We start from the raw sequence: 26,067 nt of genomic DNA, 5'->3' as shown, positions 1-26,067 counted from the left end.
TCCCCGGCCAGAGAATCCTAGACCAAGATTTATCAGCACAATGCCACTAGTTTGATATATGGCTGCACGCCACAGCCTCTAACGGCCCAAGCCTGTGCACAGCCGTTACCGCTACCCCGGGCGCCGGCACCGATAAAGGCCGGCGCCCCCCAACGCCCCGGACCGACCGGAGCGGGAGTCACTCTTGATGGAACGCCTTGAACTGCGCGCGGCGGCCCGCGACGACTGGCCCTGCCTGGAAAACCTCATGCAGTTCTATCTCTATGAGCTGAGCCAGTGGCTGCCGATCAAACTGGCGGCCCAGGGGCTGTATGCCCTCCAGGCCCTGGACGACTATTGGCGGCACCCGGCCACCCAGCCCTGGCTGGTTCTGGTGGCCGGAGAGCTGGCGGGCTTTGCCGTGGTCGACCAGCAACGCTGCGACCACAATGCCCGCCGTAACCTCGGCTACCTGTTCATTGCCCGACGGTTCCGGCGCCTGGGCATCGGCCGCCAGGTGACCCAACAGTTGTTCGAACACTTCAAGGGGTCCTGGCAGGTGATGCACTTTGACGCCAACCTGCCCGCCCGGGATTTCTGGCGGGCCATGCTGGCGGGGCAAACCCCGACGCCGATCATCGCCCAGGGCTACCCCGCCAGCCTGTACCGCTGGCCAGACTGATGCCGTCCAGGCACGGGGCCGGGCACCACGAGCAGAATCAGGGATTGACAAAGCCCGGCGCGGCTTTTAAAACTGAGCGCCTCATTTACGAGCCTGCATCGACCATGTCCCCAGCCCTCACCTTCAACTTCCCTGTCATTGGCCTGCCGGCCAAGGCTGAAGTGTGTGTGGCCTGCAGCCGTAAATCGAAGAAACAGTCGCTCATGTGACCGGGGCGCTGTGTCCCGTCAGATGAGCTGACAGGACATCAAGCGCTACGGACACCCTCCCCCCTGCTTAACGCCCTTCTACTCTTCTGACGACGACCCGACGGTCAACCTTCAGGAGAACACGCATGTCATCGTTTCAAGGAATCTGGGTCCCCATCGTCACGCCCTTTCACAATGGCGCCATCGACTTTGCCGCCCTGCGGCGCCTGAGCGCCCATCTGCTGGAAAGCGGCGTGGCCGGGCTGGTGGTCTGCGGCACCACCGGCGAGGCCGCGGCCCTGGACAAGGACGAGCAACTGGCGGTGCTCGACGCCGTGCTCGAACAGGCCCCCGCCGGGCGGGTCATCATGGGCCTGGCGGGCAACAACCTGAAAGCGCTACTGAGCCTGCAAGCGGAAATCCTCAAGCGCCCGGTGGCGGCCCTGCTGGTGCCTGCGCCCTATTACATCCGCCCCTCCCAGGCAGCCCTGGAAAGCTTCTTCCACTGCGTTGCCGAGGCCTCCAGCGTGCCGCTGATCGTCTATGACATTCCCTATCGCACCGGGGTCAACCTGGACAAGGACACCCTGCTCAACATCGTGCGTCATCCGCGGATCGCCGCCGTCAAGGACTGTGGCGGCAACCTGGACAAGACCCTGGCGCTGCTGGCCAGCGGCGCGGTAGAGGTGCTGTGCGGCGAGGACCTGCAACTGTTCAACGCCCTGTGCCTGGGTGCCTGCGGCGCCATCGCGGCCGCGGCGCACATTCGTCCGGAGTTGTTCGTGCAGTTGCAGCGCCAGGTCCGCGACCAGCAACTGGATGCGGCGCGGACCACCTTCCGGCAACTGGTGCCGCTGATTCAGGCGCTGTTCGCCGAGCCCAACCCGGCGCCGGTAAAGGCCCTGCTGGCCCATCAGGGTCTGATCGAGCCGCACCTGCGGGCCCCGATGCAGGATTGCAGCGCCGCCACTGCCGCCCACCTGCAAAACCTGCTGGCCGGCCTGCCCTGAAGGGCTTATCCGCGCCGCGCGGGCGCGCTCAGCGGATCGGCGGGATGCGGATGTCGCCGGCCCGGCACTGGGTCTTGACCCCTTTGCCGCACGGGCCGAACCCCAGGTCCCGGGTCAGGCACACCCGCACTTCGGACAGCTCCGGACCGCTGCAGATAACGGCGATGCCGTTTTCCGCGAGGTCCGGGTTGCTCTGGCGAAACTGCCGGGCAATGTCCGCGGCGGTGAAATAACGCACCGTGGTCGACGGCTGCAGGACCTCGGGAATCTTGACCGTGCCCAGGGCCTTGTCCGCCGCATCCAGGTAACCCATGCCTCCCAGGCCGCTGCAGGTACCGTGCTTGGTCCACTCATGGTTCATCAGCTTGGCGGTGGGAAACAGGGTCAGGCCCTTGGCCCGCTCTTGCTGGGTCAGCGGAGTCAAGGGTGGGCAGGACTCGGGCCAGCCGCCCTTGGCGTACTGCGGCCACAGGCCGTGGAGGACAAAACCGTAGCCCTTGCCCGAGCATTGCTCGTTTTCCGGGTGCATCAGGCAGAAGGTCGGCGACCAGGACAGCGTCAGCAGGTAATAGTCGAAGGTGCCCGCCACCGAGTCCCGTTGCTGCTTGGGTTGACGTGCGTCGCTGATGCCCACCAGCCCCAGGGTCAGCACCAGGGCCGCCATCAAGGTAAAAAACTTTTTCATCGTGACCTCTCCTTGAGGAATCGGATCGTCCTGGCCCCGCCATCGGGGTGGAGCGGGCAGAAAACCGCTCCACCTTCTTGGCATGCCGGGGTTGCAGGAACATGACAGGTGCCGCGCCTGTCCCGGTAAAGCCGGTCAGGCGCGGCGGCGACAATACAACAGGCCGGCACTCGGGCGCGATCAGTGGCCGAGATCCAGTGCCGCGACCGGCTCGGGCACGCTGACAAAGATGCTGTAGTGCGCGCCCTCCATGGCCTCGAAGGCGATCAGCTTGTGCACCAGCGGTTCGCTGAGCACCTTGCCGGCATTGAGCAGCAACATGCCGTTGTCGGCATTGAGGTTGCGACGCAGGACCATCCCGGCCTGCAACTCCCGGGTGCCCAGGACCCTGACGCTCGGATCATCGACGGTCACGTCACTCAGATAGGCGGCGCAGACCTGGACGAAGCTTTCCACCAGATTGGGGTCGTACAGGCGACCGGCGTACTTGCGAATGAACAGCAGGGCTTCGTCGCTGTTCATGTGCCGCTCCAGGATCAGCCCGCACTGCAACTCGATGAAATCCACCGCCAGCTTGAGCAGGCGCGAGCCCCAGGGAATCGCCTCGCCCTTGAGGTGCCGGGGAAAACCGCTACCGTCCCAGCGCTCCTGGTGATGCAGGATCAGGCGTGCCGCGTCCTGCATCGGCTCCAGGGCCATCAGCACCGACTCGCTCTGCTCGGGGTAGGCCCGATAGCGCTCCTGCTCGGTATGGCGCAACAGGTCCGCGGGGGCGACCAGCATGGCATCGCTCCAGCTCAGCTTGCCGATGTTGTACAGGGCCGCGGCCATGGTCAGGTCGCGGCTGGCGCTGTCGTCCAGGCCATGCTTCTTGCAGCAGGCGCGCACCAGATCGATGATCTTGCGGTTGGTCTGCTTGTCCGCCGGCAGGCGCAGGTTGGCCAGCAGCGAGAACACTTCGGTGGCGGTGACGTAGCTGCGCTTGAGCTCCTCATAGGCCAGGTCGAGCATGTCCGCGGTCTGCTGCAGCTCGGCGGTGCGCGACGCCACCCGCTGTTCCAGCCCGGCATTGGCGGCCTTGAGCTGGCGGTTCTGCTCCAGCACCAGTTGCTGCAGGCGCTTGAGCTCGCGCTCCGCGTGCTGCTGCTCCAGCCCCTGGCGCAGGACCAGCAGCAGTTCTTCGTCATTCCAGGGTTTGCTCAGGTATTGGTGGATCTGCCCCTCGTTGACCGCCTTGATGATGGTGTTCACGTCGGCGTAGCCGGTCAGCAGAATGCGCCGGGTGCCCGGATAGCGCTCGCGCACCCGGGCCAGCAAGGAGGCACCGTCCATGTTGGGCATGCGCGCGTCACTCATCACCAGGTCCACCGGACGCTGGGCGAGCATCTCCAGGGCCTTGGCGCCGCTGTCGGCCAGCAGCACGTCATAGGGTTGGCCGCGCAGCAGGCGCCGCAGGCTATTGAGAATCGATTCTTCGTCATCCACCAGCAACAGGCAGGGACGCCGGCCAGGTTCGACGGACTGCGGCTCTTCCATGTGATGAGTCTCCCGGTTATCCCTCAGGTTTTCCGGACACCCCTGACAGGCCACCGGACAGTTGCGCGAATGCCTTGGCAATCCTAGTCATATTTTGCTTTCCCGCTCTGGCACGGCGCGAAAAAAACCTCTGCCCGGGCAACGCTCTGTGACTATGCTCACAGCGTTGAACGCAGGCTCAGGGCACTAAGGACGGTCTATGGATACTGGCTGCGACCCGAAGACAACAGCGCAACACGCCTCGGACCCGCCCTCTGCGCGGGTCAATCGGCGAGTGCTGATCGTTGATGACAGCCCAGAGATCCACGAAGACTTCCACAAGATCCTCGCCCCCCGGCCGGCACCGGACCTGGGCCGGCTTGAAGAGCAGCTGTTCGGTCCACCCGAGGCGCGTCCCGCGCAGACCTTCAGCCTGGATTCGGCGTTCCAGGGCCGCGAAGCCCTGGCCAAGGTCGAGGCCGCCCTGGCCCAGGGCAGCCCCTATGCCATGGCCTTCATCGACATGCGCATGCCGCCGGGCTGGGACGGCCTGCAAACCATCGAACAACTGTGGTTGGTCGACCCCGAGCTGCAGATCGCCCTGTGCACTGCCTACTCCGACTATTCCTGGGAAGCCCTGGCCGAGCGCCTGGACTTCGGCGATCGCCTGCTGATTCTGAAAAAACCCTTCGACAGCCTGGAAATCCGCCAGATGGCCAGCGCCCTGACCTGGAAATGGCAGATGGCCCAGGACGCGCGGCACAAGCTCGACGATCTGCAGCGGACCATCGAGGAGCGGGTCGCCGAACTGCTCAAGGTCTCGCACCTGCTGCACTACGACGTACTCACCGGGCTGCCCTCCAGCACCCTGCTGGGCGATCGCCTGAGCCAGGCCATGGCCCGGGCCCGGCGCTACGAGCAACAGCTGGCGGTGCTGTTCCTGGGCCTGGACCGTTTCAAGCGGATCAACCAGGCCCTGGGCTACCCGGCAGGCGATGAACTGCTCAAGCGCATCGCCCAGGCCCTGCAGCAGAGCATGCGCGAGTCGGACTCGGTCTTTCGCTACGGTTCCGACGAGTTCGTGGTGCTGCTGCATGACCAGCAACCGCCGCCCCTGGTGCGCAGCGTCGCGCAAAAGCTCCTGGCCACGGTCAGCCAGGTGCATGACATCGCCGGGCACGAGCTGCAGGTCACCGCCAGTCTGGGGATCAGTCTGTACCCCGAAGATGGCCAGGATGCCCTGAGCCTGATTAAGAAGGCCGAGATGGCCATGCGCAACAGCAAGGACCAGGCACCGGGCCGCTACGGCTTCTTTACCGAAGACATGACCCACCGCGCCCGGGAACAGCAACACCTGGAGTCGGGCATTCGCCAGGCCCTGGAGCATCGGGAGTTTGTGTTGCACTACCAACCGAAAATCCACCTGGCTTCGGGCCGGGTGGTGGGCGCCGAAGCGCTGATCCGCTGGTTCAGCCCGCAACGAGGCTGGGTCAGCCCGGCCCAGTTCATCGCCGTGGCCGAGGACAGCGGCCTGATCAACTCCATCAGTCAGTGGGTGCTGGGCGAGGCCACCCGCCAGTCCCGCGCCTGGCAACAGGCCGGGCTCGCACCGATGCGCCTGTCGGTCAACCTGTCGGCCAGCGATTTCCGCCAGCCGCAGTTGCTCATGCAGTTGCACAGTGCTCTGCACGACAGCGGCCTGGACCCGACCTTGCTGGAGCTGGAAATCACCGAAGGAGTGCTGATGCAGAACGTCGAGGCGACCCTGGCCACCCTGCTGGCCATCAAGGCCCTGGGAGTACGCCTGGCGGTGGACGATTTCGGCACTGGCTACTCCAGCCTCAGCTACCTGCGTAAATTCCCGGTGGACGTATTGAAAATCGACCAGTCCTTCATCCAGGGCCTGAGCCACGACCCCAAGGACGCCGCCCTGGTCAGCGCCATCATCCAGCTGGGGCGCAGCCTGAACCTGAACGTGATCGCCGAAGGGGTGGAGACGGCGCAGCAACTGGCTTTTCTCACCCGGCAAGGCTGTGAGGAAGGCCAGGGCTACTACTTCAGCAAGGCCCTGCCCCCGGCGGACTTCGCCCGGCTCCTGCAAAACCGCGCCGCACCCGGTGCGCAGGTCCAGCCATGAACGGCGCGGCACATCCGTCCCGGCCCGCACGTCGCCACCTGGGCGCGGCGCTCTGGTTATTGCTCGGCATCGCCCTGCCCGCGCTCGCGGCGCCCCTGGACGAACCCCTCAAGCCCTTGCCCGCGGCGCCCGACCTCGACCCCAAGCGGGTCGAACTGGGGCGCCGGCTGTTCAACGAGCCGCGCCTGTCCAAGGACGGCAGCCGCTCCTGCGCCAGCTGTCACCGGTTCGACCATGGCGGCGCCGACGCTCAGGCCAAGTCCCAGGGCATCAATGGCCAGCTGACCCTGGTCAACACCCCCAGCGTGTTCAACGCCGCGCTGAACTTTCGTCAGTTCTGGGATGCCCGTGCCGACACCCTCGAAGCGCAGATCGAGCAGGTGGTGCAAAGCCCGATCGAGATGGGCAACACCTGGCCCGAGCTGCTTCGTACCCTGGGCGACGACCCCGGCTACCGCCAGAGCTTCGCCGAGCTGTACCCGGATGCGCTGACCGCGGCCAACGTCAAGGACGCCCTGGCCAGCTACGAACGCACCCTGCTCAGCAGCGGCTCGCGCTTCGACCAGTACCTGCAGGGCAACACCGAGATCCTCAGCCTGGACGAGAAATACGGCTACCAGCGCTTCAAGGACTACGGCTGCATCGCCTGTCATCAAGGGGTCAATATCGGCGGCAACATGCTGCAGAAGTTCGGCGTGATGGGCGACTACTTCGCCGCCCGGGGCAATCCCACCCAGGCCGACCTGGGGCGCTTCCTGATCACCGGCGACGAGCAGGACCGCAACGTCTTCAAGGTCCCCAGCCTGCGCAATGTGGCGATCACCGCGCCCTACTTCCACGATGGCTCGGCACAGACCCTGGAGCAGGCGGTCGAGGTGATGTTCAAGTACCAGCTGGGGCGGACCCCAAGCCCCGAGGACACCGGCCTGATCGTCAAGTTTCTCAAGACCCTGACCGGGCAATGGCAGGACAAGCCCCTATGAAGCGGCCCCGCCTGCCGGTCACCCTGTTCACCCTGCTGATCCTCGGCCTGGTCCTGGCGCTGGCGTTCCTCTACCTGAAGACGGTGATCGGCCAAACGGCGGACTACGCCCGGTCCCGGGACCTGATCGGTCACATCAAGCAATTGAACGCCCAGTGGGAAACCGAGGTGCTCAAGTCCCGCATCGCCCTCACCCATGACTACGACCCGCTGGTGCTGCCGGTGCAGCAGATCAATCGGCTGTGGAGTCGCTTCGATCAGCTGTCGCAGCAGCCGCACAACGACCCCGAGGCATGGCAGGCCAGCCATCAGGCGTTCCTCGCCGCCTTCCAGGAAAAGGCCGACCTGGTGGAACGCTTCAAGTCCCACAACTCGGTGCTGCGCAACTCCCTGGCGTTCCTGCCCACCGCCGAGGACGATATCCAGAGCCGCCTGGCCGGGCTCGATGACGCCCAGCGCCTGTCGCAGCAGAACATCGCCATCGATACCTACGACCTGCTGCTCAGCAGCCTGGAGTTCGCCCAGGTGTCCAGCGAAGACAAGGCCGCCGACATCCTGGTGGGGCTGAACAAGCTGGCGGTGAACAAGGAGCGCCTGCCCGAGGCCATGCACGAGCCGGTGGAGATCCTCAGCAACCATGTCTCGGTGATCCTGCGCGAACAGCCGGTGGTCAACCAGTTGCTGGAGAAAATCACCTCGATCCCGGTGGCCCAGCGCCTGGACGAGATCAACGCCCTGCTCAACCGCGACCAGCTCCAGGCCGACCTGCAGGACCAGAAGTCCCATCAGTACCTGCTGCTGTTCTCGACACTGCTGGTGCTGTTGATCCTGTACCTGGTGATCCATCTGGTGCGCAGCTACGGGGTGATCCGCCGGGTCAACACGGCGCTGCAGAGCGCCAATGAACACCTGGAACAACGGGTCGAGGAGCGGACCCACGAGCTCAAGGAAGCCCAGAGCGAACTGCTGCATGCCGCGCGCCAGGCGGGCATGGCGGAAATCGCCACCAATGTGCTGCACAACGTCGGCAACGTGCTCAACAGCGTGAACATCTCCAGCGAGCTGCTGAGCCGCACCCTGCGCTCCAGCAAGGCCCAGGGCCTGGGCAAAGCCATGCAACTGATCAACCAGCACCAGGGCGACCTGGGGCAGTTCCTCACTGAGGACGACAAGGGCAAGCTGCTCCCCGGCTACCTCAACCAACTGGTCGAGGCCATCGCCAGCGAGCAACAGGGCATGAGCGAGGAACTGGCCCAGCTCGGGCGTAGTGTCGACCACATCAAGGAAATCGTCGCCACCCAGCAATCCTATGCCGGGGCCTCGCGGCTGATCGAACCCTTGCAAGTCAATGAACTGATCGACGATGCCCTGCGCATGAACTCCGGGGCCCTGGTCCGGCATCAGGTCAGGGTGGTCAAGGACTACGCCGAAGTGCCCGCGGTGCTGGGCGACAAGCACCGCATGCTGCTGATCCTGATCAACCTGATCAGCAACGCCAAATACGCCATGTCCAACCTCGACGAGCAATCCCGCACCCTGACCATCCGCGCCCGGGTGCTGGAGGGCCGGACCCTGCGCATCCAGGTTCAGGACCAGGGCGAAGGCATCGCCGCCGAAAACCTCGAACGGATCTTTGCCCACGGTTTCACCACCCGCAAGGAGGGCCACGGCTTCGGCCTGCACAGTTGCGCCCTGGCCGCCATGGAGATGGACGGCCAGCTCAGCGTGCACAGCGACGGGCCGGGACTGGGCGCCACCTTCACCCTGGACATACCGCTGATCGACCCCGAGAACCCCACATGGACTCATTGATCAACCGCCGGATTCTGCTGATCGACGACACCCCCTCGATCCACGAGGACTTTCGCAAGATCCTCACCCCGCAGACCCAGGACGCCGACCTCGACGACCTGGAGGCGCAGTTGTTCGGCGCCCCGACCCGCCCGCGCCAGCAGCCCTTCGAACTGGACTCGGCCTACGGCGGCGAGGAAGGCCTGAACAAGGTCACCCTGGCCCTGGCGCAGCAGCGCCCCTATGCCCTGGCTTTCGTCGACATGCGCATGCCCCAGGGCTGGGACGGGGTGCAGACCATCGAACGGCTGTGGCAGGAAGACCCGCGCCTGCAGGTGGTGGTGTGCACCGCCTACTCCGACTATTCCTGGGAAGACCTGCTGGAGCGCCTGCAAGGCCATAACCGCCTGCTGATCCTGAAGAAGCCCTTCGACAATATCGAAGTCCAGCAGATGGCCAGCACCCTCACCAGCAAGTGGGAGATGACGGCCCGCGCGCTGTTGCAGATGCACCATCTCGAAGATCTGGTGGAACAGCGCACCGAGGACCTGAAACAGGCCGGCGCGGCCCTGCAGCAGGAAATCGACGAACGCAAGCAACTGGAGAACCAGCTGGTGCAGTCGGAAAAGCTCGCCTCCCTCGGGCAACTGGCCGCGGGCGTGGCCCACGAGATCAACAACCCCATAGGTTTCGTCGCCTCCAACCTGGGCAGCCTGGCCGGCTACCTGCAACAGCTCGGCCAGATGCTCAGCGCCTACCGCCAGAGCGAAGAAGCCATCGCCGCAGCAGAGGTGCGCAAGCGCCTGCAAAGCCTGCGCGAAAGCATCGACTTGGACTTTCTCCTGGAGGACATCCCGCTCTTGATCAAGGAGTCCAAGGAAGGCATCGGCCGGGTCGAGCAGATCGTCAAGGACCTGAAGAACTTCTCCCGGGTCGACAGCGATCAACAATGGCAACTGGCGGACCTGCAACAGGGCATCGACTCGACCCTGAACATCGTCGCCAACGAGATCAAGTACAAGGCCGACCTGGTCAAGGACTACCACCCGCTGCCGCAGATCGAGTGCCTGCCCTCCCAGCTCAATCAGGTGGTGATGAACCTGGTGGTCAACGCCGCCCAGGCCATCGGCCCGGAACGCGGCACCATCACCCTGCGCAACGGCGTGGACGGCGAGCGGGTCTGGCTGGAGGTGAGCGACACCGGTTGCGGCATCGTTGAACAGCACTTGCAGAAGATTTTCGACCCCTTCTTCACCACCAAGCCGGTGGGCAAGGGCACCGGCCTGGGCCTGTCGCTGTCCTACGGGATCGTCAAGAAACACGGCGGGCAGATCAGTGTCCGCAGCCAACCGGGGGTCGGCAGCACCTTTCGCGTGGAACTGCCGATCCGCCAGCCCCGCCCGGCAGCGGTCGGCGAAACGGACTGAAGCGCCGCAAGCGCTGGCCAACGGCTCGCGCCCCGCGTCCTCAGGTGCTGGAGCGGTCGGCCCGAGGCGCCTGGACAGCGAGTTGCAGCATGGCGTCGCGGTCCAGGGGCGGACTCAGGTAGCGCCCCTGAACCTCATCGCAGCGCATGTCCCCCAGCGCGGCGAACTGCTCCGGGGTTTCCACCCCTTCGGCCAGCACTTTCAGGCTCAGGGCATGCCCCAGGTCGATGATCGCCTGGACGATCGAGCGGCCGGCCGGACTGCGCCCCAGCCCGGCCACCAGGCTGCTGTCGATCTTCAGGCCGTCCAGGGGATAGGTCCGCAGGTACTGCAACGCCGAACAGCCACTGCCGAAATCGTCCAGCAACAGCTGCACCCCGAGGGCCTTGAGCCCGTCCATGATGTCCTGCACCTGGCGCCCGTCGTCCAGCAGCGCCTTGTCGGACACCTCCAGCACCAGGCGCGAGGGAGCCAGCCCGCTCTGGCCAAGCACCGACTTGATCCTGGCCACCAGCTGGCCGCGCTGGAACTCGCAGGCCGAGAGACTCACCGCCAGTTGCAGGGGTTCGGGCCAGCCCTGGGCCGCACGGCAGGCCGCGTGCAGCACCCAGTTGCTCAGCGGCAGGATCAGCCCGGTGTCCTCGGCAATGGGCATGAACACCTCGGGCCCCAGCAGCCCACGCTGCGGGTGCTGCCAGCGCACCAGCACCTCGGCGCCCAGCCAGTGGCCGTCGCCCAGCCGATAGCGCGGCAGGAACCGCAGGGTCAACTGATCCTGGTCGATGGCCTGGCGCAGGTCGCGCTCCAGACCGCGGCGCTCGATGATCCGCGCGTTCATGTCGGCGGCATAGAAACGCCAGGTGCTGCGCCCCGCCGCCTTGGCCTCGTACAAGGCCATGTCGGCAAAACGCAGCAGTTCCTCGGCCTGGCTGGCATCGGCCGGGGCCCGGGCGACACCGATGCTGGCACTGATGAAGACTTCATGCTCGGCAATGTAGAACGGCTCTTCGATTCGCTGGATCAAGCGGCGGCACAGGCCGTCGATTTCCGGCTGGGCCATCTGCCCGGGCACCACCAGTACGAACTCGTCGCCACCGACCCGAGCCACCAGGTCCTCGCCGCGCAGGCAGTGGGACAAGCGCTGGGACACCTCATGCAGCACCTGGTCACCGGCGGCATGCCCCAGGGTGTCGTTCACCGGCTTGAAGCGGTCCAGGTCGACGCTGAGCATCAACAAGGGCTCCTGCAGCACCCTCAAGGCCGACAGTCGATCTTCGAGGTACTCGCGCATGCGCATGCGGTTGGCCAAACCGGTGAGTGCATCGTGCTGCGACAGGTACTCGATGCGCCGCCGGGCGGCGACCTCCTCGGTGATATCGCTGGCGGTGCCGCGGTAACCGCCGCCGGCCATGGCCCGCACCGAGAGGCGACAGACCCGCGGCCGGCGCTGACCGTCCAGGTAAGCGCATTGCAGGATGCTCTGGGAACGCCGATCCGAGGCGCCCAGCCAGTGGCGCAGCGATCCCTGCTCGGCGCTCAGCAGCTCATGCATCGGCCGGCCCAGGGCCGACTCCCGGGACAGGCCGGTGACAGCCTCGAAGCGTTCGGACAGGTAGGTGAAGCGCAACTGCGGGTCGACCTCCCAGATCCAGTCGGAGGCCGCTTCGGCGACATCGCGAAAACGCGCTTCGCTGGCCTCCAGCGCTCCGCGACTGCTGCGCAGGGCCTGGATCTGGTCATCGATGACCCGCGCCGCCTGCGCCGAACGGCGCAACAGCAGGATCGCCATCAGGCCCACCAGCAGCCCGGCCAGCAGCAACAGCGGCACCACCAGCACCAGCAACTGGTGCCCCGGTCGCGTCGGTTGCCAGTGCAGGGTTCCGGCGCCGTCGGGCAGGCTCAGGGTCGGCTGCGGGTTCGTCGCCCCGGGGGCGAGCAGCTGCAACTGCTCGACGCCCGCTTCACGGCTCAGCACCAGCAAACGGCTCGGATCCAGCGACACCACGAACAGCAGCACCGACTGCGGACCGCCATCGGCACGCACTTGCGGATCGTCGCCCGGGCCCAGCACGCTGCTGAGCACCAGCGCCGGTGTCCCGTCGATCGCGTGATAGCGGCTGAAGACCTTGCCCGTGGTTGCCTGGCGTGCCTGCGCCAGCCAGGGTTGCAGCGCCTCGCCGAACCAGTCCCGGGCATCCACCGACGCCAGGCGACCGGCCACCAGCGCGTAGGCCGTGCGATCCGCCGGGTCGATGACGAACACCCCGTCAAAACCCAGGTCGCGGTACAGGGCCGGGCCGAAGTTGTGCCGGGTGTAGGCCCAGTCCGGATCGACCCCAAGGTGCAGGTGCTGATAGGCATCGCCCCACTGCGCATAGTCCTTGACGGTGGTCCGGGCATGGTTTTTCAGGGTTTGCAGGGCCTGCTCGATTTCCAGGCGGTTGTGCTGTTCGGCGGCCAGGTTCTGGTCGAGGGCGATGTACACCAGCAACACCCCGGTAAAGAGAAACAGCGCCAACAGCAGTCCCGAGCAGCCGAGCAAGGTGGCGCGAGCCAGCGCCTGATTCGAGAGGCTGCGTCCCGACGTCAGATCAAGACCTAGGTTTTCCATAGTGCTCCGAGCGCCATAGCGAAAAACCGACCCGTGTGCTCCAAGCCCACGCGGCCTGAGATAAAGCTCCTGCTTGCCTGTTAGACGATAGACAGTATTTCCCTGCCAGGCCTGAAGAAACACCGGGCGCGGGAACCGTGCAACTGGGGCGATGGGCTCAGGGCATGCCGCCAGCGACCGGGCAACGGCCCGGCGGCACCCTGCAAGCGACGGCCGGGGTCAGTCCTGGCCTGGGCGGGGAGTCACTGTGGGCAGCTGTTGCACCTGATGATAGATGCTCAGGCCCAGCTTCTGGGCGATCTGCACCATGGCGTCGCAGCCGGCCGAGGGTCCGCCGATGCGCAGCAGCGCATCACAGCGTTGCAGCAGGCGTTCGGCATAGGCGTGGAAGCGCTGGTTGTAGACCTCGTCGCCCACCGCCCGGGACCCGGCCAGACGGGTCATGGGCAAGGCCACCCATTCCCCCAGCAACGGGAAATGCCCGGCCGCCAGCACCTGGGCGGCGCACTGTTCCATGGCCTCGACATTGCGCGCCAGCAACAGCGGATCGTCGCCGGTGCCGGAGCGGTAAGGGCCGGCCACCAGCACCGTCAGGCTGCGGGGCTTGAGCACATGCAGCTGCAGGTATTGCAGGAGCATGATGGTCTTGCCGTCGGCGATCTCGCCGCTCTTGATCATGTCCAGGGCCTGGTCGATATCCAGCTCCAGGACTTCGATGTCCTCGCCTTCGTGCTCCAGCCCGCCGCCCTCGTCGATGCGATCTTCGGCCTGGTAATGGCCGATGAAGAAATGCACCCGCTCGGTCACCGAACCCGGGCTCATGAACGCGTCGAAGACCTTCTGCACCTCGCCCACCCGGCAGCCGGTTTCCTCTTGCGCTTCCTGGCGGATGCGCACTTCCGGGCTGGCGTTGTCCAGCAGCCCGGCGGCGGTCTCGATCAGGTAGCCGCTGTGGTCGTTGACGAAGGCCGGCATGCGGAACTGCCGGGTCAGCAGCACCGTGCGCCGCTCCAGGTTGTACAGCAGGATGGTCGCGCCATTGCCGCGGTCGTAGACCTCGCGCTCCTGGGCCTGCCAGCTGCCATCGCGGCGGCGCAGTTCGAAGCTGTATTTCTTCAGCACGTACCAGTTGTCGGAGAGGGTCTGTTCGGCGGTGATGCGGATTTTTTCCTCGCTCATGGCTGCTCCTGAGTCTGTGGGCCGGCGGGGCGAAACCCCGACAATTGTTCCAGCAACTGCGCGCGGTAGGCCGGAGTCAGGGCCAACCCGCCCGCCGCCTGATGCATATGACCGTCCGCCAGCCGCGCGCGGAACCAGTCACGGATGAAATCCGGGGCGTAGCCGCCGGTGCCGAAGCCCTTGGCGAAGGCGATCATGTGCTGATAGACCTGCAGGTAGGCCTCTTCGTCGGGGACTGGGTAGCGGTTCTGGTACAGCCAGAACTGCAGGTCATACAGCAGGTGCGACAGCGGGTCGGCGTGCAGGGCAAAGTAGCGCTTGTCCTGGACGATGCGCAGGGCGATCTGGCGAATCAGCGGCCCCAGGTCGGGCACATCGCGAAAGTGTTCGAGCAGTTCCTCCAGCAACGGCGAAAACGGCGCGCCGGCGACCGTGTCCAGGTCGTCCAGGTAATCCTGCTCCGAGGTGTCGTAGACCTCGGGTGACACCAAGCCGCGGACAAAGGCCTCGAAGTTCGGCGCCAGCACCGTCACCGCGTAGTCGCTTTCCTGGTCCACATGCACCACGCGCGGTTCACCCTCGGGGCCGCACTCGCGGTAGTCCAGAGCAATCATGTCGTGCCCGGCGGACGGGCAATTGCAGATGTACACCCCGAGGTCCGGATAGCCCCACTCCTCGATCATGAAGCGGCTGCCCAGGCTGCCGCCCAGGGAGTAGCGGGTGTCACGACCGATGCTCAGGAAACTGTCGATCGCGCAGTGGTCCTCGGCCCAGGAGGTGCCCTGCTCCGTGGGGCAACAGCACAGGTGCGGACAGCCACCGTTGTAACGCTGCATGAACGCCACATAGGACGGCGGCAGGCGATAGCCCAGCAGGGCCTGCAACTCGGCGATCAGCGCGGCGCTGGCCGGTGGCTGGTTGATCTTGGCACTCAGGTCATGGTCCCAGAACGCATCCAGGTCAATATCGTGGGGAAAGTCGCTCATCCGGTGCATCCGTTGCGGTTGAAGGTCGGCCTGTGCCGAAAGCTGCACAGGCTACCGCAATCCTGCTTCAGAGCCACCAGCGCAGAAGGAAAAAGAAACCCATGCTCAGCAGCATGCTGAGCAGGGTATTGCGGGTGTAGATCACCAGCACGATGGCCACCAGCGAGCTGAGCAGATAGGGATTGTCCCAGTGCAGGTTCAACTGGTGATCGGGCATGAACACGATCGGCCCGCAGATCGCCGTGAGCATGCCCGGCACCGCAAACCCGAGGAACTGCCGGGCGTTGCTGCTCAGGCGCAGCGGCAGGCGCGGTTCGAGAAACACATAGCGATTGAGAAAGACCAACAGGCCCATGCCGAAAATCACTGCCCAGACCATCATGCGCGCCCCCGATACAGCTTGTTGCAGACAAAGCCCGCGCTCATCCCCGCCAGCCCCGCCAGCACCAGGGCCGAGCCCCAGTGCCAGTAGCTGAACAGCACCGAGCAGAACAGCGACACGGCGACACAGACCACGGTGGGCACATCGCGCACCAGCGGCGTGATCAGGGCGATGAAGGTGGCGGCGATGGAAAAGTCCAGGCCCAGGTGCTCCAGGCCCGGAATGCTCTTGCCCAGGACGATGCCCAGCAAGGTGAACAGGTTCCAGGCCACGTAGAAGGTCAGGCCCACGCCCAGGGCGTACCAGCGGTCGAACTGCTGCTTGTCGTGGGCGCTGGTCAGGGCGAACAGCTCATCGGTAAGGAGAAAGCCCAGGCCCACCCGCCAACGCCCGGGCAAGGGCGAGATCACCGAGCGCAGGCTCATGCCGTAGAGCAAATGCTGGGACGTGAGCAGCAAGGTGGTGAGCAGGATCGAGAAGATCCCCGCCCCGCCCTTGAGCATGCCGATGGCCACCAGTTGCGCGGCGCCGGCGAAGACGATGCTCGACAACCCCTGGCCCTGCAGCGGCGTGAGATTGGCCTCGATGGCCATGGAACCGGCCAGCAGCCCCCAGGGCGCGGTGGCCAGGGACAGCGGCATGATGGCGATGGCACCGCGGATAAACGCGGCGCGGGGCAGAAGAACGCTGGACATAACACCCTGCACACAGATGACGGACGCTGACTGTGCCAGCTGGCACGGCGCCTGGCTTGAACGATCTTGCGCAATTGCCCACCGCCGCACTTTTTTGCAACCGCCAAACGCCGTAGGAGCGAGCTGGCTGAGCCGCAGCGGCCGCGACGCAACACCGGGGCCTGAAACGACAACGCCCCTCACGGTGGAGGGGCGTTGTCAGGTGACGCTAGAGGCGGATTACAGCTGGATCAGGTTGCTGATCTTCACGTCCGGATCGACGTCGGCCTCGTAGTCGACCCCTTCGATTTCGAAACCGAACAGGCGCAGGAACTCGTGCTTGTAACCGACGAAATCGGTCATTTCGTAGAGGTTCTCGCTGGTCACCTGGTCCCACAGCTGCTTGACACGGTCCTGGACCTGCGGTTGCAGCTCCTTGTAGTCGGCGCGCAGGCGGCCTTCCTGGTCGATCACCGGCTCGCTGTTGTACAGGCTGTCCTTGTACAGGCCGTAGACCTGCTCGATGCAACCTTCGTGGCTGCCCTGCTCTTTCATCACCTTGAACAGCAGCGACAGGTACAGCGGCATGATCGGGATCGCCGAGCTGGCCTGGGTGACCACGGCCTTGAGCACCGATACACGGGCGTCACCGCCCAGCTCGGCCAGTTGCTGGCGCATGCCGATGACTTTCTGGTCCAGGTCCTTCTTGGCTTCGCCAATCGAACCGTTCCAGTAGATGTCGTGGGTCAGCTTCTCGCCCAGGTAGGTGAAGGCGGTGGTTTTCGCGCCTTCGGCCAACACACCGGCTTCATGCAACGCGTCGATCCACATCTGCCAGTCTTCGCCGCCCATCACCGCCACGGTGCCGTCGATCTCTTCCTGGGTCGCCGGTTGCAGGGTGGTTTCCTTGACGATTTCCTTGTCGGTGTCGACACCGCGCAGGGTCACGGACTTGCCCAGGGGCTTGAGGGTCGAGCTCAGCACTTCACCGGTCTTGGGGTGGGTGCGGCGCGGCGCGGCCAGGCTATAGACCACCAGGTCGATCTTGCCCAGGTCGCGCTTGATGGTCTCGATGGTTTCGGCCTTGACCGCATCGGAGAAGGCATCGCCATTGATGCTCTTGGCGTACAGGCCCTTTTCTTCGGCGAACTTGTGGAAGGCCGCGGTGTTGTACCAACCGGCGGTGCCCAGCTTGCCGTCAACGCTGCCGCGCTCGAAGAACACGCCCAGGGTGTTGGCACCGCAACCAAAGGCGGCGGTGATCCGCGCGGCCAGGCCGTAGCCGGTGGAAGCGCCGAGGACCAGTACGTTCTTCGGCCCTGCGTCGATGGCGCCCTGCTGGGTGACGTAATCGATCTGTTGCTTGACGTTGGCTTCGCAACCCACCGGATGGGTCGTCACACAGATAAAGCCGCGAACGCGGGGTTTGATGACCATTCACAATCTCCCAATTTCAATGTGCCAGGCGCCGATAACGGCGGCGGCAGTGTCACTTGCTAAGGTCGTAGACGCTCGCAATGGCTTCGCGTCACCAACGGATGGAATTTGCCCGGCAGGCCGAGGCTTGGCGCCCCGGTGCCGGTGCCCTCGGGGCGACATCCCGGCGGCCAGGGCCGAGACTCTAGCAGCTGCACCGGCCAGCTTGTGCATCCGCCCGGCGAAATTTCTGCACTCACCTGCCGCCATCGTTGGCGGGCCACAGGCAGCCACGGCCTCGGGGCATCATGTCCAGGGGCTGTAGAGCCCGTCGTAATCCCCCCGAGCCGACGCCAAAATCGCCCCGGCATGCCCCGCCAAGGCACGTGGCAGAGCCCGCAGTTTTAGCGCGACAGGCGCTGACCAGTCGTACTAAGCTCTGCGTTTTATCCCCCAAGGGCACTGCATGAAATGGATGCTGCAGGCACTGTTGCCGCTGTTGAGCCTCACCGCTCAAGCCGGCGAGTTGCGCATGCTGACCGACAACCACCCGCCGCTGCACTTTCAGCAGGGCCCGCACATGACCGGCTTCGCTGTGGAAGTGGTGCAAGCCCTGGCGCAACGCACCGGCGATCCGGTGCAGGTGCAGCAACGGCCGATGCTGCGCGCCCTGCGCGATGCCAGCGAGGACGCCGACACCGCGGTGTTTACCATTCTGCGCACCCAGGAGCGTGAAGCGCTCTACCAATGGGTCGGCCCGCTGATGCGCACCGAAACCGCGCTCTACACCCGCCGCAGCGACGATCTGCAGATCAGCGACCTGAGCCAGACCCGGGGCCAGATCGCCGTGCCGCGCAAATGGCTGGTCTACGGTTACCTCAAGCAGCAGGGCCTGGACAATCTGTGGGGCGTCGACAGCCCGGAAATCATGATGCGCCTGCTGCAGATCGGCCGCGTGCACTACGTGGTCGCCGACACCATGAGCGTCAGCACCTTTGCCAGCAATGTGGGCCTGCCCTTCGAACAGTTGCGCTACCAGATGCCGCTGATGCACCAGGACGCCTACATCGCCTTCTCGCCCAAGGTCGATGCGGCCCAGGTGGCCCGCTGGCAGCGGGCCCTGGACGCGATGAAAGACGATGGCAGCCTGCAAGCGTTCATGCAGCGCTGGCATATCGACCACCCACCCCCACAGGTGGGCGGATTCAAGCCATGACTCGCCTTGCCCAATGGAGCGCAATGCCCCCTGCCCGCCATACGCGGCCCAGGCGCGCCAACCGCTGACCCGCCTGCTCAAACGACCGCTGATGCCGGGCTGAACCCCGCGCCAAGGAATGTTCCATGCCGACCTTTACCCCTGCCCGCCCGCTGCACCGCCTCCATTGCGCCGGCTGCGGCTGGCACCTGGCGATACTCGGCCAGAGCGACGCCAGCGTGCGCAAATGCCCCTGGTGCGGCAGCCATGATTTCAGCGACCAGCCGCCCAGCCGCAGTGGCGCCGGGCAGCTCCTGCAATGCAAGCACCATGGCCCGGTGGTGGTGCAGGTGCTTGACGACAACATCGACAGCCAGGACTTTCTCGACAATCTGTATTGCCCGTTCTGCCCCTGACCCGTGACCAACTGGCCAGCTGATTCTGCGAAGCGTTTTCTGACGCGCGCAGGGCACTAAATCTCGTCCACAGCAGCTACATTCGCTACTATGGCCTGCCGATTTCTGCCTTTGCCGACCCGCCAAACCGGAGCTTCAATGCCTACCCCCAAGGACCTTGCCAGCGACAGCGGCGCGCCGATGATTCCCGAGCAGCGCCGCGAGCAGATCCTGCGCCAGTTGCGCAAGCACCAGGTGCTCAGCGTGCATCAGTTGATGGAGATGTTCGACTGCTCGCACATGACCGTGCGCCGGGATATCGCCCTGCTGGAACAGGAAGGCCGTGCCCATTCGGTGACCGGCGGCGTACGCATCGCCAGCCAGTTGCACAGCGAACCCAGCCATCAGTCCAAGGCGGTGGTGGAGCTGCCGCAGAAGCAGGCCATGGCCAAGCTCGCGGCGGGCCTGTTGCATGCGGACATGACGGTGTACCTGGACGCCGGCACCAGCACCCTGGAGATCGTGCCCTACATCAAGGCGCTGTCGGGGATGACCGTGATCACCAACGATTTCGGCGTGGCCCATGCCTTGATGGAGGCGCCCCAGGTCACGGTGATCCACACCGGCGGACAGCTGGACCACTCCAACCATTCCTGTGTCGGCGGGCTGGCGGTGGCCACCCTGCGTAAAGTGGTGACGGACATCGCCTTTATCTCCACCAGCTCCTGGGACCTGCGCCGGGGCATCACCACGCCCTCGGCGTTGAAGGTCGAGGTCAAGCAGGTGGCGATGCAGTCGGCGACCCAGGTGGTGCTGGTGGCCAGCAGCTCCAAGTACGGCACCTTCGGCATGTACAAGATCGCCGAGCTGGAGCAGTTCGACATCATCATCAGCGACGCGGCCCTGGCCCCGGCGGCGGCGGACGGGATTCGCAAGCAAGGCGTGGAGTTGCTGCTGCCGGCGCAAGCCTGAGTCAGCGACAGCTCCCACTCACAGCAGTCCGTGGCGAGGGAGCTTGCTCCCGCTCGTCTGCGCAGCAGACGCAATCCCTTCCCCCCTGAAACACCGCGCCGTGCGGGTTTGGGGCGGCTGCGCCGCCCAGCGGGAGCAAGCTCCCTCGCCACCAAGAACGCGCAGTGGCCGCTAGCGGTGTTTCTCGGTGGCGGCCATGAACTGCGCCAGCTCGCGGGCATAGAACCGGGCCATGCCGGTGGTGCCATGCCCGCGGGTTTCGGCGCTGGCGGGAATCAGCAGCAGGCGGGCATCCTTGACCTGCCTGAGCGCCGCTTGCAGGGTGCCGGTTTCCGGCGGGTTGCGCTCATCGTCCGCCGAGTTGATCACCAGCACCGGGGCCTGGATCCTGCCCAGGCCCGGCGCGGCGTTGTAGTCCGCCGACGACTGCCACTGGTAGATGAAGTCGTTGGCATCGGCGGTCTGCGGCGCCTTGAGGCGTTCATCCACCAGTGTGTCGGCCTGGGCCCGGGTCGGCGCCAGGGCCTGATAGGCCAGGGTGCCGCCACTGGTGCCGGTGGCGAACAGCGCGTTGGCCAGGCGCAGGGACGGCGGCTGTTGCCGATAGTTGCCCTGCTCCCAGGCCGGGTCCTGCTTGATCGACTCCACCAGCAGGCGGCGCATCATCCAGTTGCGCGACGCCATCTCGTTGGGCTGCGAGGCCATGGGCACCAGGGCGTCCATCATCTGCGGCCAGTTCTGGCCCCAGAGCCAGGTCTGCATGCCGCCCATGGAATTACCGATGACCAGCCGCAGGTGCTTGACTCCCAACCCTTCGGTGACCAGCCGGTACTGGGCCTGGACCATGTCCTCGTAGTTGTACTGGGGAAAGCGCGCGCGCAGGCCATCGGACGGTTTGCTCGACTGGCCGACGCCAATGCCGTCGGTGGCAATGATGTAGTACTTACTCGCGTCCAGAGGCTGCCCCGGGCCGAACAGTTCGCCGCCAAAGTCCTTGCTCAACAGGTCGCTGGCCGGCCGGTAGGTGCCGTGCAGGTAGAGGATCGCCGGGTGCTTGGGGTTGCCCAGGGTGATGTAGTGCAGTTTCAGGTTGGCCAGCTGCTGGCCGTTGTGAAAGGTGAATTGCGTGGCGACCCAATCGCCCTCGGTGGACGGCGGCAAGCTCGCGGCGGCGGCCAGGGACATACCGCCCAGGGACAAAATCAGGCCGAGCGCGGCCCGGCAGGCAAGACGCTGCATGGGAAAACTCCTGTGTTTATCGCTACGTATGATCGCCAGCCGTTCGTGGCCTTCGTACCCTCTGTAGCCGCGCCGCAGGCTGCGCAAGGCACCGCAGGGGCCTCGGCGACCGGGGAATCGCTGCGAGCCTACGGCTCGTTCGCAGCCTTCGGCAGCGGCTTCATAAAGCGCTGCGCGACGTTCCCCAGATACCTTTTCCTGCGCAACCTGCGGTAGCGGCTACACCGCCGAGCCTTGGCGCGCCTGCCAGTCGCGCAGCCATTGCAGGCCGGCGGAGGTGTCGCCACGGGGGCGGTATTCGCAACCGACCCAGCCGTCATAGCCGAGCTCGTCCAGCAGTTGGAACAGGTAGGGATAATTCAGCTCGCCAAGATCCGGCTCGTGACGATCCGGCACCCCGGCGATCTGGATATGGCCGATGCCCGCCAGGTCGCGGCGCAGTTTGACCGCCAGGTCGCCTTCGACGATCTGGCAGTGGTAGCAGTCGAATTGCACCTTGAGGTTGGCCGCGCCGACTTCCTTGCAGATGGCCTGGGCCTGATCCTGGCGGTTGAGGAAGAAGCCCGGCATGTCGCGGGTGTTGATTGGCTCCAGCAGCACCGTGACCCCGACCTTGGCCGCCTGGGCCGTAGCATGGGCCAGGTTCTCCAGGTACACCGCGTGATGGCGCGCCCGGTCCTGTTCAGACGGCAGCAGGCCGGCCATCACGTGGATCCGCGAATTGCCCAGCACCGCGGCATATTCCAGGGCCTTGTCGAAACCCTGGCGAAACTCCTGCTCGCGCCCGGGCAGGGAGACGATGCCGCGCTCCCCCGCCGCCCAGTCACCGGGCGGCGCGTTGAACAGGGCCTGCTGCAGGCCGTGATCGTCCAGGCGCTGTTTAAGCTGCGCGGGGCTGTAGTCGTAGGGAAACAGATACTCCACGGCCGTGAAGCCGTCCGCCGCTGCGGCGGCGAAACGCTCAAGAAAGTCATGTTCCGGGTAGAGCATGCTGAGGTTGGCAGCAAAACGAGGCATGGGAACTCCTGGGGCAAAGGGTCAGACAAACGGCCAGATCAGCAGGGTAATACAGAACCCCAAGGTGCCGAGCAAAGTGGTAATCACGGTCCAGGTACGCAGGCCATCGGCGACGTTGAGTCCGGCCAGCTTGGTGAAGATCCAGTACCCGGCGTCGTTGATATGGGACATGGCCAGCCCGCCACCGCCCATGGCCAGGCACAGCAGGGCCATGTGGTTGGGGCTCAGGTTGAGGGTGGCGATCAGCGGCGCGATGATCCCGGCAGTGGTCACCAGGGCCACGGTGGTCGAGCCCTGCACCGCGCGCAGCAGCATGGTCAGCAAGAAGCCCAGGGCCAGGACTGGCAGGCCGGTGGTGCGCAGCAGGTCGGAGACTACCGCGCCAATCCCGGTGTCCACCAGGACCTTGCCGAACACCCCGCCAGCACCAGCGATCAGGATCACCATGGCCACCCCGGGCAAGGCCGAGCCGATCACATCGGAGACTTGGCTGCGGCTCCAGCCACGGCGCGAGCCCAGCAGCCAGGCACACAGCAAGGTGTCCAGCAGCAGCGCCACCAGCGGCGCACCGAGCACGGTCAACACGCCGCGCAGGGTGGATTCCACCGGCAGCAATGAGGTGGCCAGGGTGCCCAGCAGGATCAGCACGATGGGCAGCAGGATCAGGCTGACGATCAGGCCGAACCCCGGTGGCGGCGCTGGCGGCAGTTTCGCCGCCAGGCTACCGGTGGATTCCTCAAGGCCCATGTGGGCCTCGGCGGCCATTGCCTGGGGGCTGGCCGGTTGTTCGGCGCCGTTGTTCCAGGCCGCCAGGTCTTCGTTGGTGACGTGCGGGCCGTAGACTTCAGCGCGGATATCGTCGGTCATCGGGTAGTTGCGCCGGGTCATGCGCCCCGCCACGCGGTAGCCGACATAGCACAGCAGCGCGGTCAGCGGCAGGCCGAACATCAGCACCCGGCCCAGGTCCGCCCCCAGTTGGCTGGCCGCCGCCACCGCGCCCGGATGGGGCGGCAGGAAGGCGTGCACGGTGAGCAGCGCGGCGCACATCGGCAAGGCGAACACCAGCAGCGGTTTGCGCGCGCTGCGGGCCACGCCGTAGGCCAGGGGCATGAGGATGATCACCCCAACCTCGAAGAACACCGGCACGCCGATGATGAAGCCGGCCATGGTCAGGGCCAGGGGCGTGCGGCGGTTGCCGAAGCGTTCGATCAGGGTCTTGGCCAGGGCCTCGGCGCCGCCAGAGAGCTCGATGATGCGGCCGATCATGGCGCCCAGGGCAATGATGATGGCGATGTGGCCAAGGGTCTTGCCCATGCCGCCTTCGATGGTGGCCACCAGCTCCGCCGGTTTCACCCCGGCCACCAGGGCCACCAGGATGCTCACCAGCATCAGCGCGACAAAGGGCTGGAACTTGTACTTGAGCACCAGGAACAGCAACAGGGCGATGCCGGCCCCGGCGGTGATCATCAGAATCAGCGGGCTCATTGGGCAAGCCCCCCACACAGTGGCTGGCAGGTGTGGCAGGTGACGCTGGAACCCGTAAAGCAAATGCAGTCATTCATCTCGGGAAGTCCTGTTGTTATTGTTTTTTACCGGCAAGCCGCTGCCCTCGGGAGTCCTGTCAGGGCTCCCGGGGACGGGCTTGCATCAAGCGTTGGCAGTGGTGTTGCGGTTACCAGGCGGCGCCGAAAGCGTCCCGCAGTTCATCCAGCGCGGCCTGGTCCAGAGGTGCCGGGCGCGGCTGGGTGAGCAGCCACAGGCGCGCGGTTTCCTCCAGCTCCTCCAGGGCGTAGCTGGCCTTGGACACGCTGCTTTCCCAGACCACCGGGCCCAGGCGTTCAAGCATCACCCCACGTACCCGGTTGGCCAGTTGCGCCACCTGCTCGGCGACCTTGGGCGAACCCGGACGCTGGTAGCCGATCAGCGGGATGTGCCCGACCTTCATCACCTGGTACGGGGTCAGCGGCGGCAGGATGTCGTCGTCGCGCCAGACCCCGGCCAGGGTCAGTGCCACCAGATGGGTGGAATGGGTGTGTACCACCCCACCCACCCCCGGATTGCGGTCATACACCTGGCGATGCAGGGCCAGGGTCTTGGACGGCTTGTCGCCGCTGACCCACTCCCCCGCCAGGTTGACCTTGGCGATGGCCGCCGGATCCAGGCGCCCGAGGCAGACATCGGTGGGGGTGATCAGCCAGCCGTCGTCGAGCCGCGCGCTGATGTTGCCGGCGCTGCCCACGGTGTAGCCGCGTTGATAGAGGCTGCGGCCAACGTCGCAGATTTCTTCGCGCAGGGCGTTTTCCCGGCTCATGGCTGACCTCCGGCCAATTGGCCCAGGGCCTTGGCGAAAAAGTCGCGACCGCCGAAGTTACCGGACTTCAGCGCCAGGGCCAGGGGCTCGCCGCCGCTGCTGACCGTGGCCGGCACCCCGGGATCGATCTGCGCGCCGATCTGCAACAGGCGCACGCCCAGGGCCTTGACCACCGCCCCCGAGGTTTCGCCGCCGGCCACCACAAAGCGCCGCACGCCGTTATCCCGTAGGCCGCGGGCGATCTCGCCCAGGGCGTTCTCCACCAGGGCCCCGGCGCGCTCGACGCCCAATTGGCGCTGCACCGCCTTGACCTGCTCCGGGGTGCTGGTGGCGTAGATCAGCACGGTGTCTTGCTGGGCCTGAACAAAGGCCAGGGCCTGGGCCACCACCGGCTCCCCCGCCGCCAGGGCCAGGGGATCGATGCGTAGGGCTGGACGCTCGGCTTCCAGCCAGGCGTCCACCTGGGCATTGGTGGCCGCCGAGGCGCTGCCGGCCAGCACCACTTCGCCACCGGCCACCGACGGCAGGCTCGCGGCATCCAGATCCCGCAGCTTGCCGGCGCGGCGGAAGTTCTCCGGCAGGCCCAGGGCCAGCCCGGAACCGCCGGTCAACAGCGGCAGGTCGGCGCAGGCGGCGCCGAGGGTGTAGAGGTCGGCATCGGACAGCGCATCGGCAACCGCCATGGCGACGCCCTTTTGCCGCAGTTCGGCGATCTTCGCCCGCACCGCGTCCACGCCCTGGGCCACGCTGTCGTAGCGCAGCAGGCCCACCGGCAGCGTGGTCTGCGCCTGCAGCACGCGCACCAGGTTGGCGTCGGTCATCGGCGTCAGCGGGTGATGCTGCATGCCCGACTCGTTGAGCAACTGGTCCTGGACAAACAGATGGCCACGGAAAATCGTCCGGCCGTTCTCCGGAAACGCCGGACAGGCCAGGGTGAAGTCGCTGCCCAGGGCCTTGAGCAAGGCCTCGCTGACCTGCCCGATATTGCCCGCCGCGGTGGAGTCGAAGGTCGAGCAGTACTTGAAGAAGATCTGTTCGCAGCCTTGCTCGCGCAGCCATTGCAGGGCCGCCTGGGATTCGGCCACGGCCTCGCCTACCGGGGTGGTGCGGGACTTCAGGGCGATCACCACGGCATCGGCATCCAGCCCGGCGGCCACTTCGGCGCTGGGAATGCCAATGCTCTGCACGGTGCGCATGCCGCCGCGCACCAGCATGTTGGCCAGATCGGTGGCACCGGTGAAGTCATCGGCGATGCAGCCCAGCAACGGGCGTGGAGTGGACATGCTCATCACGG

22 protein-coding genes are annotated in these 26,067 nt (G+C 65.8%); 9 read left to right on the top strand and 13 right to left on the bottom strand.

Annotated elements, in window-relative coordinates:
* Positions 1–187 precede the first annotated feature (187 nt).
* Both GWQ44_RS17615 and dapA read left to right on the top strand, forming a co-directional pair.
* A complete protein-coding gene (locus GWQ44_RS17615; RefSeq protein ID WP_275927897.1) occupies positions 188–661 on the top strand; it encodes a GNAT family N-acetyltransferase in 474 nt (157 codons plus the stop codon).
* 334 nt (positions 662–995) lie between these two features.
* Positions 996–1,859, top strand: a complete 864-nt coding sequence (gene dapA, locus GWQ44_RS17610; protein ID WP_103741149.1) for a 4-hydroxy-tetrahydrodipicolinate synthase — start codon at positions 996–998, stop codon at positions 1,857–1,859.
* Positions 1,860–1,887: 28 nt separating this feature from the next.
* On the opposite strand, the gene GWQ44_RS17605 is transcribed toward dapA, so the two are convergent.
* A complete protein-coding gene (locus GWQ44_RS17605) occupies positions 1,888–2,544 on the bottom strand; it encodes a ribonuclease T2 (protein ID WP_275927896.1) in 657 nt (218 codons plus the stop codon).
* A gap of 180 nt (positions 2,545–2,724) precedes the next feature.
* On the bottom strand, positions 2,725–4,080 hold the full coding sequence (locus tag GWQ44_RS17600) for an HD domain-containing phosphohydrolase (RefSeq protein WP_275927895.1): 1,356 nt from the start codon (positions 4,078–4,080) through the stop codon (positions 2,725–2,727).
* Between the two features lie 199 nt (positions 4,081–4,279).
* Here GWQ44_RS17600 and GWQ44_RS17595 point away from each other — a divergent pair, with 199 nt between their 5' ends.
* Genes GWQ44_RS17595 through GWQ44_RS17580 form a run of 4 tightly spaced genes read left to right on the top strand, consistent with a single transcriptional unit; the run spans position 4,280 to position 10,396 of the window.
* Positions 4,280–6,196 carry an EAL domain-containing protein gene (locus tag GWQ44_RS17595; protein ID WP_103742474.1) on the top strand — a complete coding sequence of 639 codons (1,917 nt, stop codon included), beginning with the start codon at positions 4,280–4,282 and terminating at the stop codon, positions 6,194–6,196.
* The gene (locus GWQ44_RS17590) at positions 6,193–7,179 is read left to right on the top strand and encodes a cytochrome c peroxidase (protein ID WP_275927894.1); all 987 of its coding nucleotides are present in this window, start codon (positions 6,193–6,195) and stop codon (positions 7,177–7,179) included. Before GWQ44_RS17595 ends, GWQ44_RS17590 begins: the two co-directional genes overlap by 4 nt.
* Positions 7,176–8,990 (top strand): DAHL domain-containing protein, encoded by a 1,815-nt coding sequence (locus GWQ44_RS17585; protein ID WP_047304762.1) that lies wholly within the window; start codon positions 7,176–7,178, stop codon positions 8,988–8,990. The genes GWQ44_RS17590 and GWQ44_RS17585 overlap by 4 nt, the downstream gene beginning before the upstream one ends.
* Positions 8,978–10,396, top strand: a complete 1,419-nt coding sequence (locus GWQ44_RS17580) for an ATP-binding protein (protein ID WP_275927893.1) — start codon at positions 8,978–8,980, stop codon at positions 10,394–10,396. The genes GWQ44_RS17585 and GWQ44_RS17580 overlap by 13 nt, the downstream gene beginning before the upstream one ends.
* 40 nt (positions 10,397–10,436) lie before the next feature.
* Here GWQ44_RS17580 and GWQ44_RS17575 read toward each other — a convergent pair whose 3' ends face one another.
* The 6 genes from GWQ44_RS17575 to fabV all read right to left on the bottom strand — a co-directional run bounded on the left by GWQ44_RS17575 (position 10,437) and on the right by fabV (position 17,665).
* Positions 10,437–13,007: an EAL domain-containing protein gene (locus tag GWQ44_RS17575; RefSeq protein WP_275927892.1), complete on the bottom strand. Its 2,571-nt coding sequence runs from the start codon at positions 13,005–13,007 to the stop codon at positions 10,437–10,439.
* A gap of 219 nt (positions 13,008–13,226) precedes the next feature.
* Positions 13,227–14,186 carry a GDP-mannose pyrophosphatase NudK gene (gene nudK / locus GWQ44_RS17570; protein ID WP_103742470.1) on the bottom strand — a complete coding sequence of 320 codons (960 nt, stop codon included), beginning with the start codon at positions 14,184–14,186 and terminating at the stop codon, positions 13,227–13,229.
* Entirely contained in the window at positions 14,183–15,172 is a 990-nt protein-coding gene (locus GWQ44_RS17565; RefSeq protein ID WP_103742469.1) for an SMI1/KNR4 family protein, read from the bottom strand. Before GWQ44_RS17565 ends, nudK begins: the two co-directional genes overlap by 4 nt.
* A 67-nt stretch (positions 15,173–15,239) precedes the next feature.
* On the bottom strand, positions 15,240–15,551 hold the full coding sequence (locus GWQ44_RS17560) for an AzlD domain-containing protein (protein WP_177431221.1): 312 nt from the start codon (positions 15,549–15,551) through the stop codon (positions 15,240–15,242).
* Positions 15,551–16,249, bottom strand: a complete 699-nt coding sequence (locus tag GWQ44_RS17555) for an AzlC family ABC transporter permease (RefSeq protein ID WP_047304767.1) — start codon at positions 16,247–16,249, stop codon at positions 15,551–15,553. Before GWQ44_RS17555 ends, GWQ44_RS17560 begins: the two co-directional genes overlap by 1 nt.
* A gap of 219 nt (positions 16,250–16,468) precedes the next feature.
* Positions 16,469–17,665, bottom strand: coding sequence for an enoyl-ACP reductase FabV (gene fabV, locus GWQ44_RS17550; RefSeq protein ID WP_179596341.1), 1,197 nt, complete (start codon positions 17,663–17,665; stop codon positions 16,469–16,471).
* Between the two features lie 445 nt (positions 17,666–18,110).
* Here fabV and GWQ44_RS17545 point away from each other — a divergent pair, with 445 nt between their 5' ends.
* The 3 genes from GWQ44_RS17545 to GWQ44_RS17535 all read left to right on the top strand — a co-directional run bounded on the left by GWQ44_RS17545 (position 18,111) and on the right by GWQ44_RS17535 (position 20,206).
* Positions 18,111–18,860: a transporter substrate-binding domain-containing protein gene (locus GWQ44_RS17545; protein ID WP_275927891.1), complete on the top strand. Its 750-nt coding sequence runs from the start codon at positions 18,111–18,113 to the stop codon at positions 18,858–18,860.
* A gap of 125 nt (positions 18,861–18,985) precedes the next feature.
* Complete coding sequence (locus GWQ44_RS17540) at positions 18,986–19,255, top strand: hypothetical protein (RefSeq protein ID WP_275927890.1); 270 nt, start codon at positions 18,986–18,988, stop codon at positions 19,253–19,255.
* 138 nt (positions 19,256–19,393) lie between these two features.
* The gene (locus GWQ44_RS17535) at positions 19,394–20,206 is read left to right on the top strand and encodes a DeoR/GlpR family DNA-binding transcription regulator (protein WP_275927889.1); all 813 of its coding nucleotides are present in this window, start codon (positions 19,394–19,396) and stop codon (positions 20,204–20,206) included.
* 171 nt (positions 20,207–20,377) lie between these two features.
* On the opposite strand, the gene GWQ44_RS17530 is transcribed toward GWQ44_RS17535, so the two are convergent.
* The 5 genes from GWQ44_RS17530 to otnK form a co-directional block, all read right to left on the bottom strand.
* Positions 20,378–21,445: an alpha/beta fold hydrolase gene (locus tag GWQ44_RS17530; protein ID WP_275927888.1), complete on the bottom strand. Its 1,068-nt coding sequence runs from the start codon at positions 21,443–21,445 to the stop codon at positions 20,378–20,380.
* Positions 21,446–21,664: 219 nt separating this feature from the next.
* Positions 21,665–22,462: a 2-oxo-tetronate isomerase gene (otnI, locus tag GWQ44_RS17525; RefSeq protein ID WP_275927887.1), complete on the bottom strand. Its 798-nt coding sequence runs from the start codon at positions 22,460–22,462 to the stop codon at positions 21,665–21,667.
* 21 nt (positions 22,463–22,483) lie between these two features.
* The gene (locus tag GWQ44_RS17520; RefSeq protein ID WP_275927886.1) at positions 22,484–23,947 is read right to left on the bottom strand and encodes an SLC13 family permease; all 1,464 of its coding nucleotides are present in this window, start codon (positions 23,945–23,947) and stop codon (positions 22,484–22,486) included.
* A 187-nt stretch (positions 23,948–24,134) separates the two neighbouring features.
* Entirely contained in the window at positions 24,135–24,773 is a 639-nt protein-coding gene (locus GWQ44_RS17515) for an aldolase (protein WP_016963080.1), read from the bottom strand.
* A complete protein-coding gene (otnK, locus tag GWQ44_RS17510) occupies positions 24,770–26,062 on the bottom strand; it encodes a 3-oxo-tetronate kinase (RefSeq protein WP_275927885.1) in 1,293 nt (430 codons plus the stop codon). Before otnK ends, GWQ44_RS17515 begins: the two co-directional genes overlap by 4 nt.
* Between the last annotated feature and the right edge of the window lie 5 nt (positions 26,063–26,067).

Source organism: Pseudomonas sp. 3MA1 (genome assembly GCF_029237275.1).
Lineage (GTDB): Bacteria > Pseudomonadota > Gammaproteobacteria > Pseudomonadales > Pseudomonadaceae > Aquipseudomonas > Aquipseudomonas fluorescens_AP.
Note: the sequence above shows the minus strand (reverse complement) of the source record. Positions and strands in the feature narration are given on the sequence as shown.

Coding starts and splice junctions, on each gene's coding strand:
- GWQ44_RS17615 (WP_275927897.1), top strand. CDS start 188: ATGGAACGCCTTGAACTGCGCGCGGCGGCCCGCGACGACTGGCCCTGC.
- dapA (WP_103741149.1), top strand. CDS start 996: ATGTCATCGTTTCAAGGAATCTGGGTCCCCATCGTCACGCCCTTTCAC.
- GWQ44_RS17605 (WP_275927896.1), bottom strand. CDS start 2,544: ATGAAAAAGTTTTTTACCTTGATGGCGGCCCTGGTGCTGACCCTGGGG.
- GWQ44_RS17600 (WP_275927895.1), bottom strand. CDS start 4,080: ATGGAAGAGCCGCAGTCCGTCGAACCTGGCCGGCGTCCCTGCCTGTTG.
- GWQ44_RS17595 (WP_103742474.1), top strand. CDS start 4,280: ATGGATACTGGCTGCGACCCGAAGACAACAGCGCAACACGCCTCGGAC.
- GWQ44_RS17590 (WP_275927894.1), top strand. CDS start 6,193: ATGAACGGCGCGGCACATCCGTCCCGGCCCGCACGTCGCCACCTGGGC.
- GWQ44_RS17585 (WP_047304762.1), top strand. CDS start 7,176: ATGAAGCGGCCCCGCCTGCCGGTCACCCTGTTCACCCTGCTGATCCTC.
- GWQ44_RS17580 (WP_275927893.1), top strand. CDS start 8,978: ATGGACTCATTGATCAACCGCCGGATTCTGCTGATCGACGACACCCCC.
- GWQ44_RS17575 (WP_275927892.1), bottom strand. CDS start 13,007: ATGGAAAACCTAGGTCTTGATCTGACGTCGGGACGCAGCCTCTCGAAT.
- nudK (WP_103742470.1), bottom strand. CDS start 14,186: ATGAGCGAGGAAAAAATCCGCATCACCGCCGAACAGACCCTCTCCGAC.
- GWQ44_RS17565 (WP_103742469.1), bottom strand. CDS start 15,172: ATGAGCGACTTTCCCCACGATATTGACCTGGATGCGTTCTGGGACCAT.
- GWQ44_RS17560 (WP_177431221.1), bottom strand. CDS start 15,551: ATGGTCTGGGCAGTGATTTTCGGCATGGGCCTGTTGGTCTTTCTCAAT.
- GWQ44_RS17555 (WP_047304767.1), bottom strand. CDS start 16,249: ATGTCCAGCGTTCTTCTGCCCCGCGCCGCGTTTATCCGCGGTGCCATC.
- fabV (WP_179596341.1), bottom strand. CDS start 17,665: ATGGTCATCAAACCCCGCGTTCGCGGCTTTATCTGTGTGACGACCCAT.
- GWQ44_RS17545 (WP_275927891.1), top strand. CDS start 18,111: ATGAAATGGATGCTGCAGGCACTGTTGCCGCTGTTGAGCCTCACCGCT.
- GWQ44_RS17540 (WP_275927890.1), top strand. CDS start 18,986: ATGCCGACCTTTACCCCTGCCCGCCCGCTGCACCGCCTCCATTGCGCC.
- GWQ44_RS17535 (WP_275927889.1), top strand. CDS start 19,394: ATGCCTACCCCCAAGGACCTTGCCAGCGACAGCGGCGCGCCGATGATT.
- GWQ44_RS17530 (WP_275927888.1), bottom strand. CDS start 21,445: ATGCAGCGTCTTGCCTGCCGGGCCGCGCTCGGCCTGATTTTGTCCCTG.
- otnI (WP_275927887.1), bottom strand. CDS start 22,462: ATGCCTCGTTTTGCTGCCAACCTCAGCATGCTCTACCCGGAACATGAC.
- GWQ44_RS17520 (WP_275927886.1), bottom strand. CDS start 23,947: ATGAGCCCGCTGATTCTGATGATCACCGCCGGGGCCGGCATCGCCCTG.
- GWQ44_RS17515 (WP_016963080.1), bottom strand. CDS start 24,773: ATGAGCCGGGAAAACGCCCTGCGCGAAGAAATCTGCGACGTTGGCCGC.
- otnK (WP_275927885.1), bottom strand. CDS start 26,062: ATGAGCATGTCCACTCCACGCCCGTTGCTGGGCTGCATCGCCGATGAC.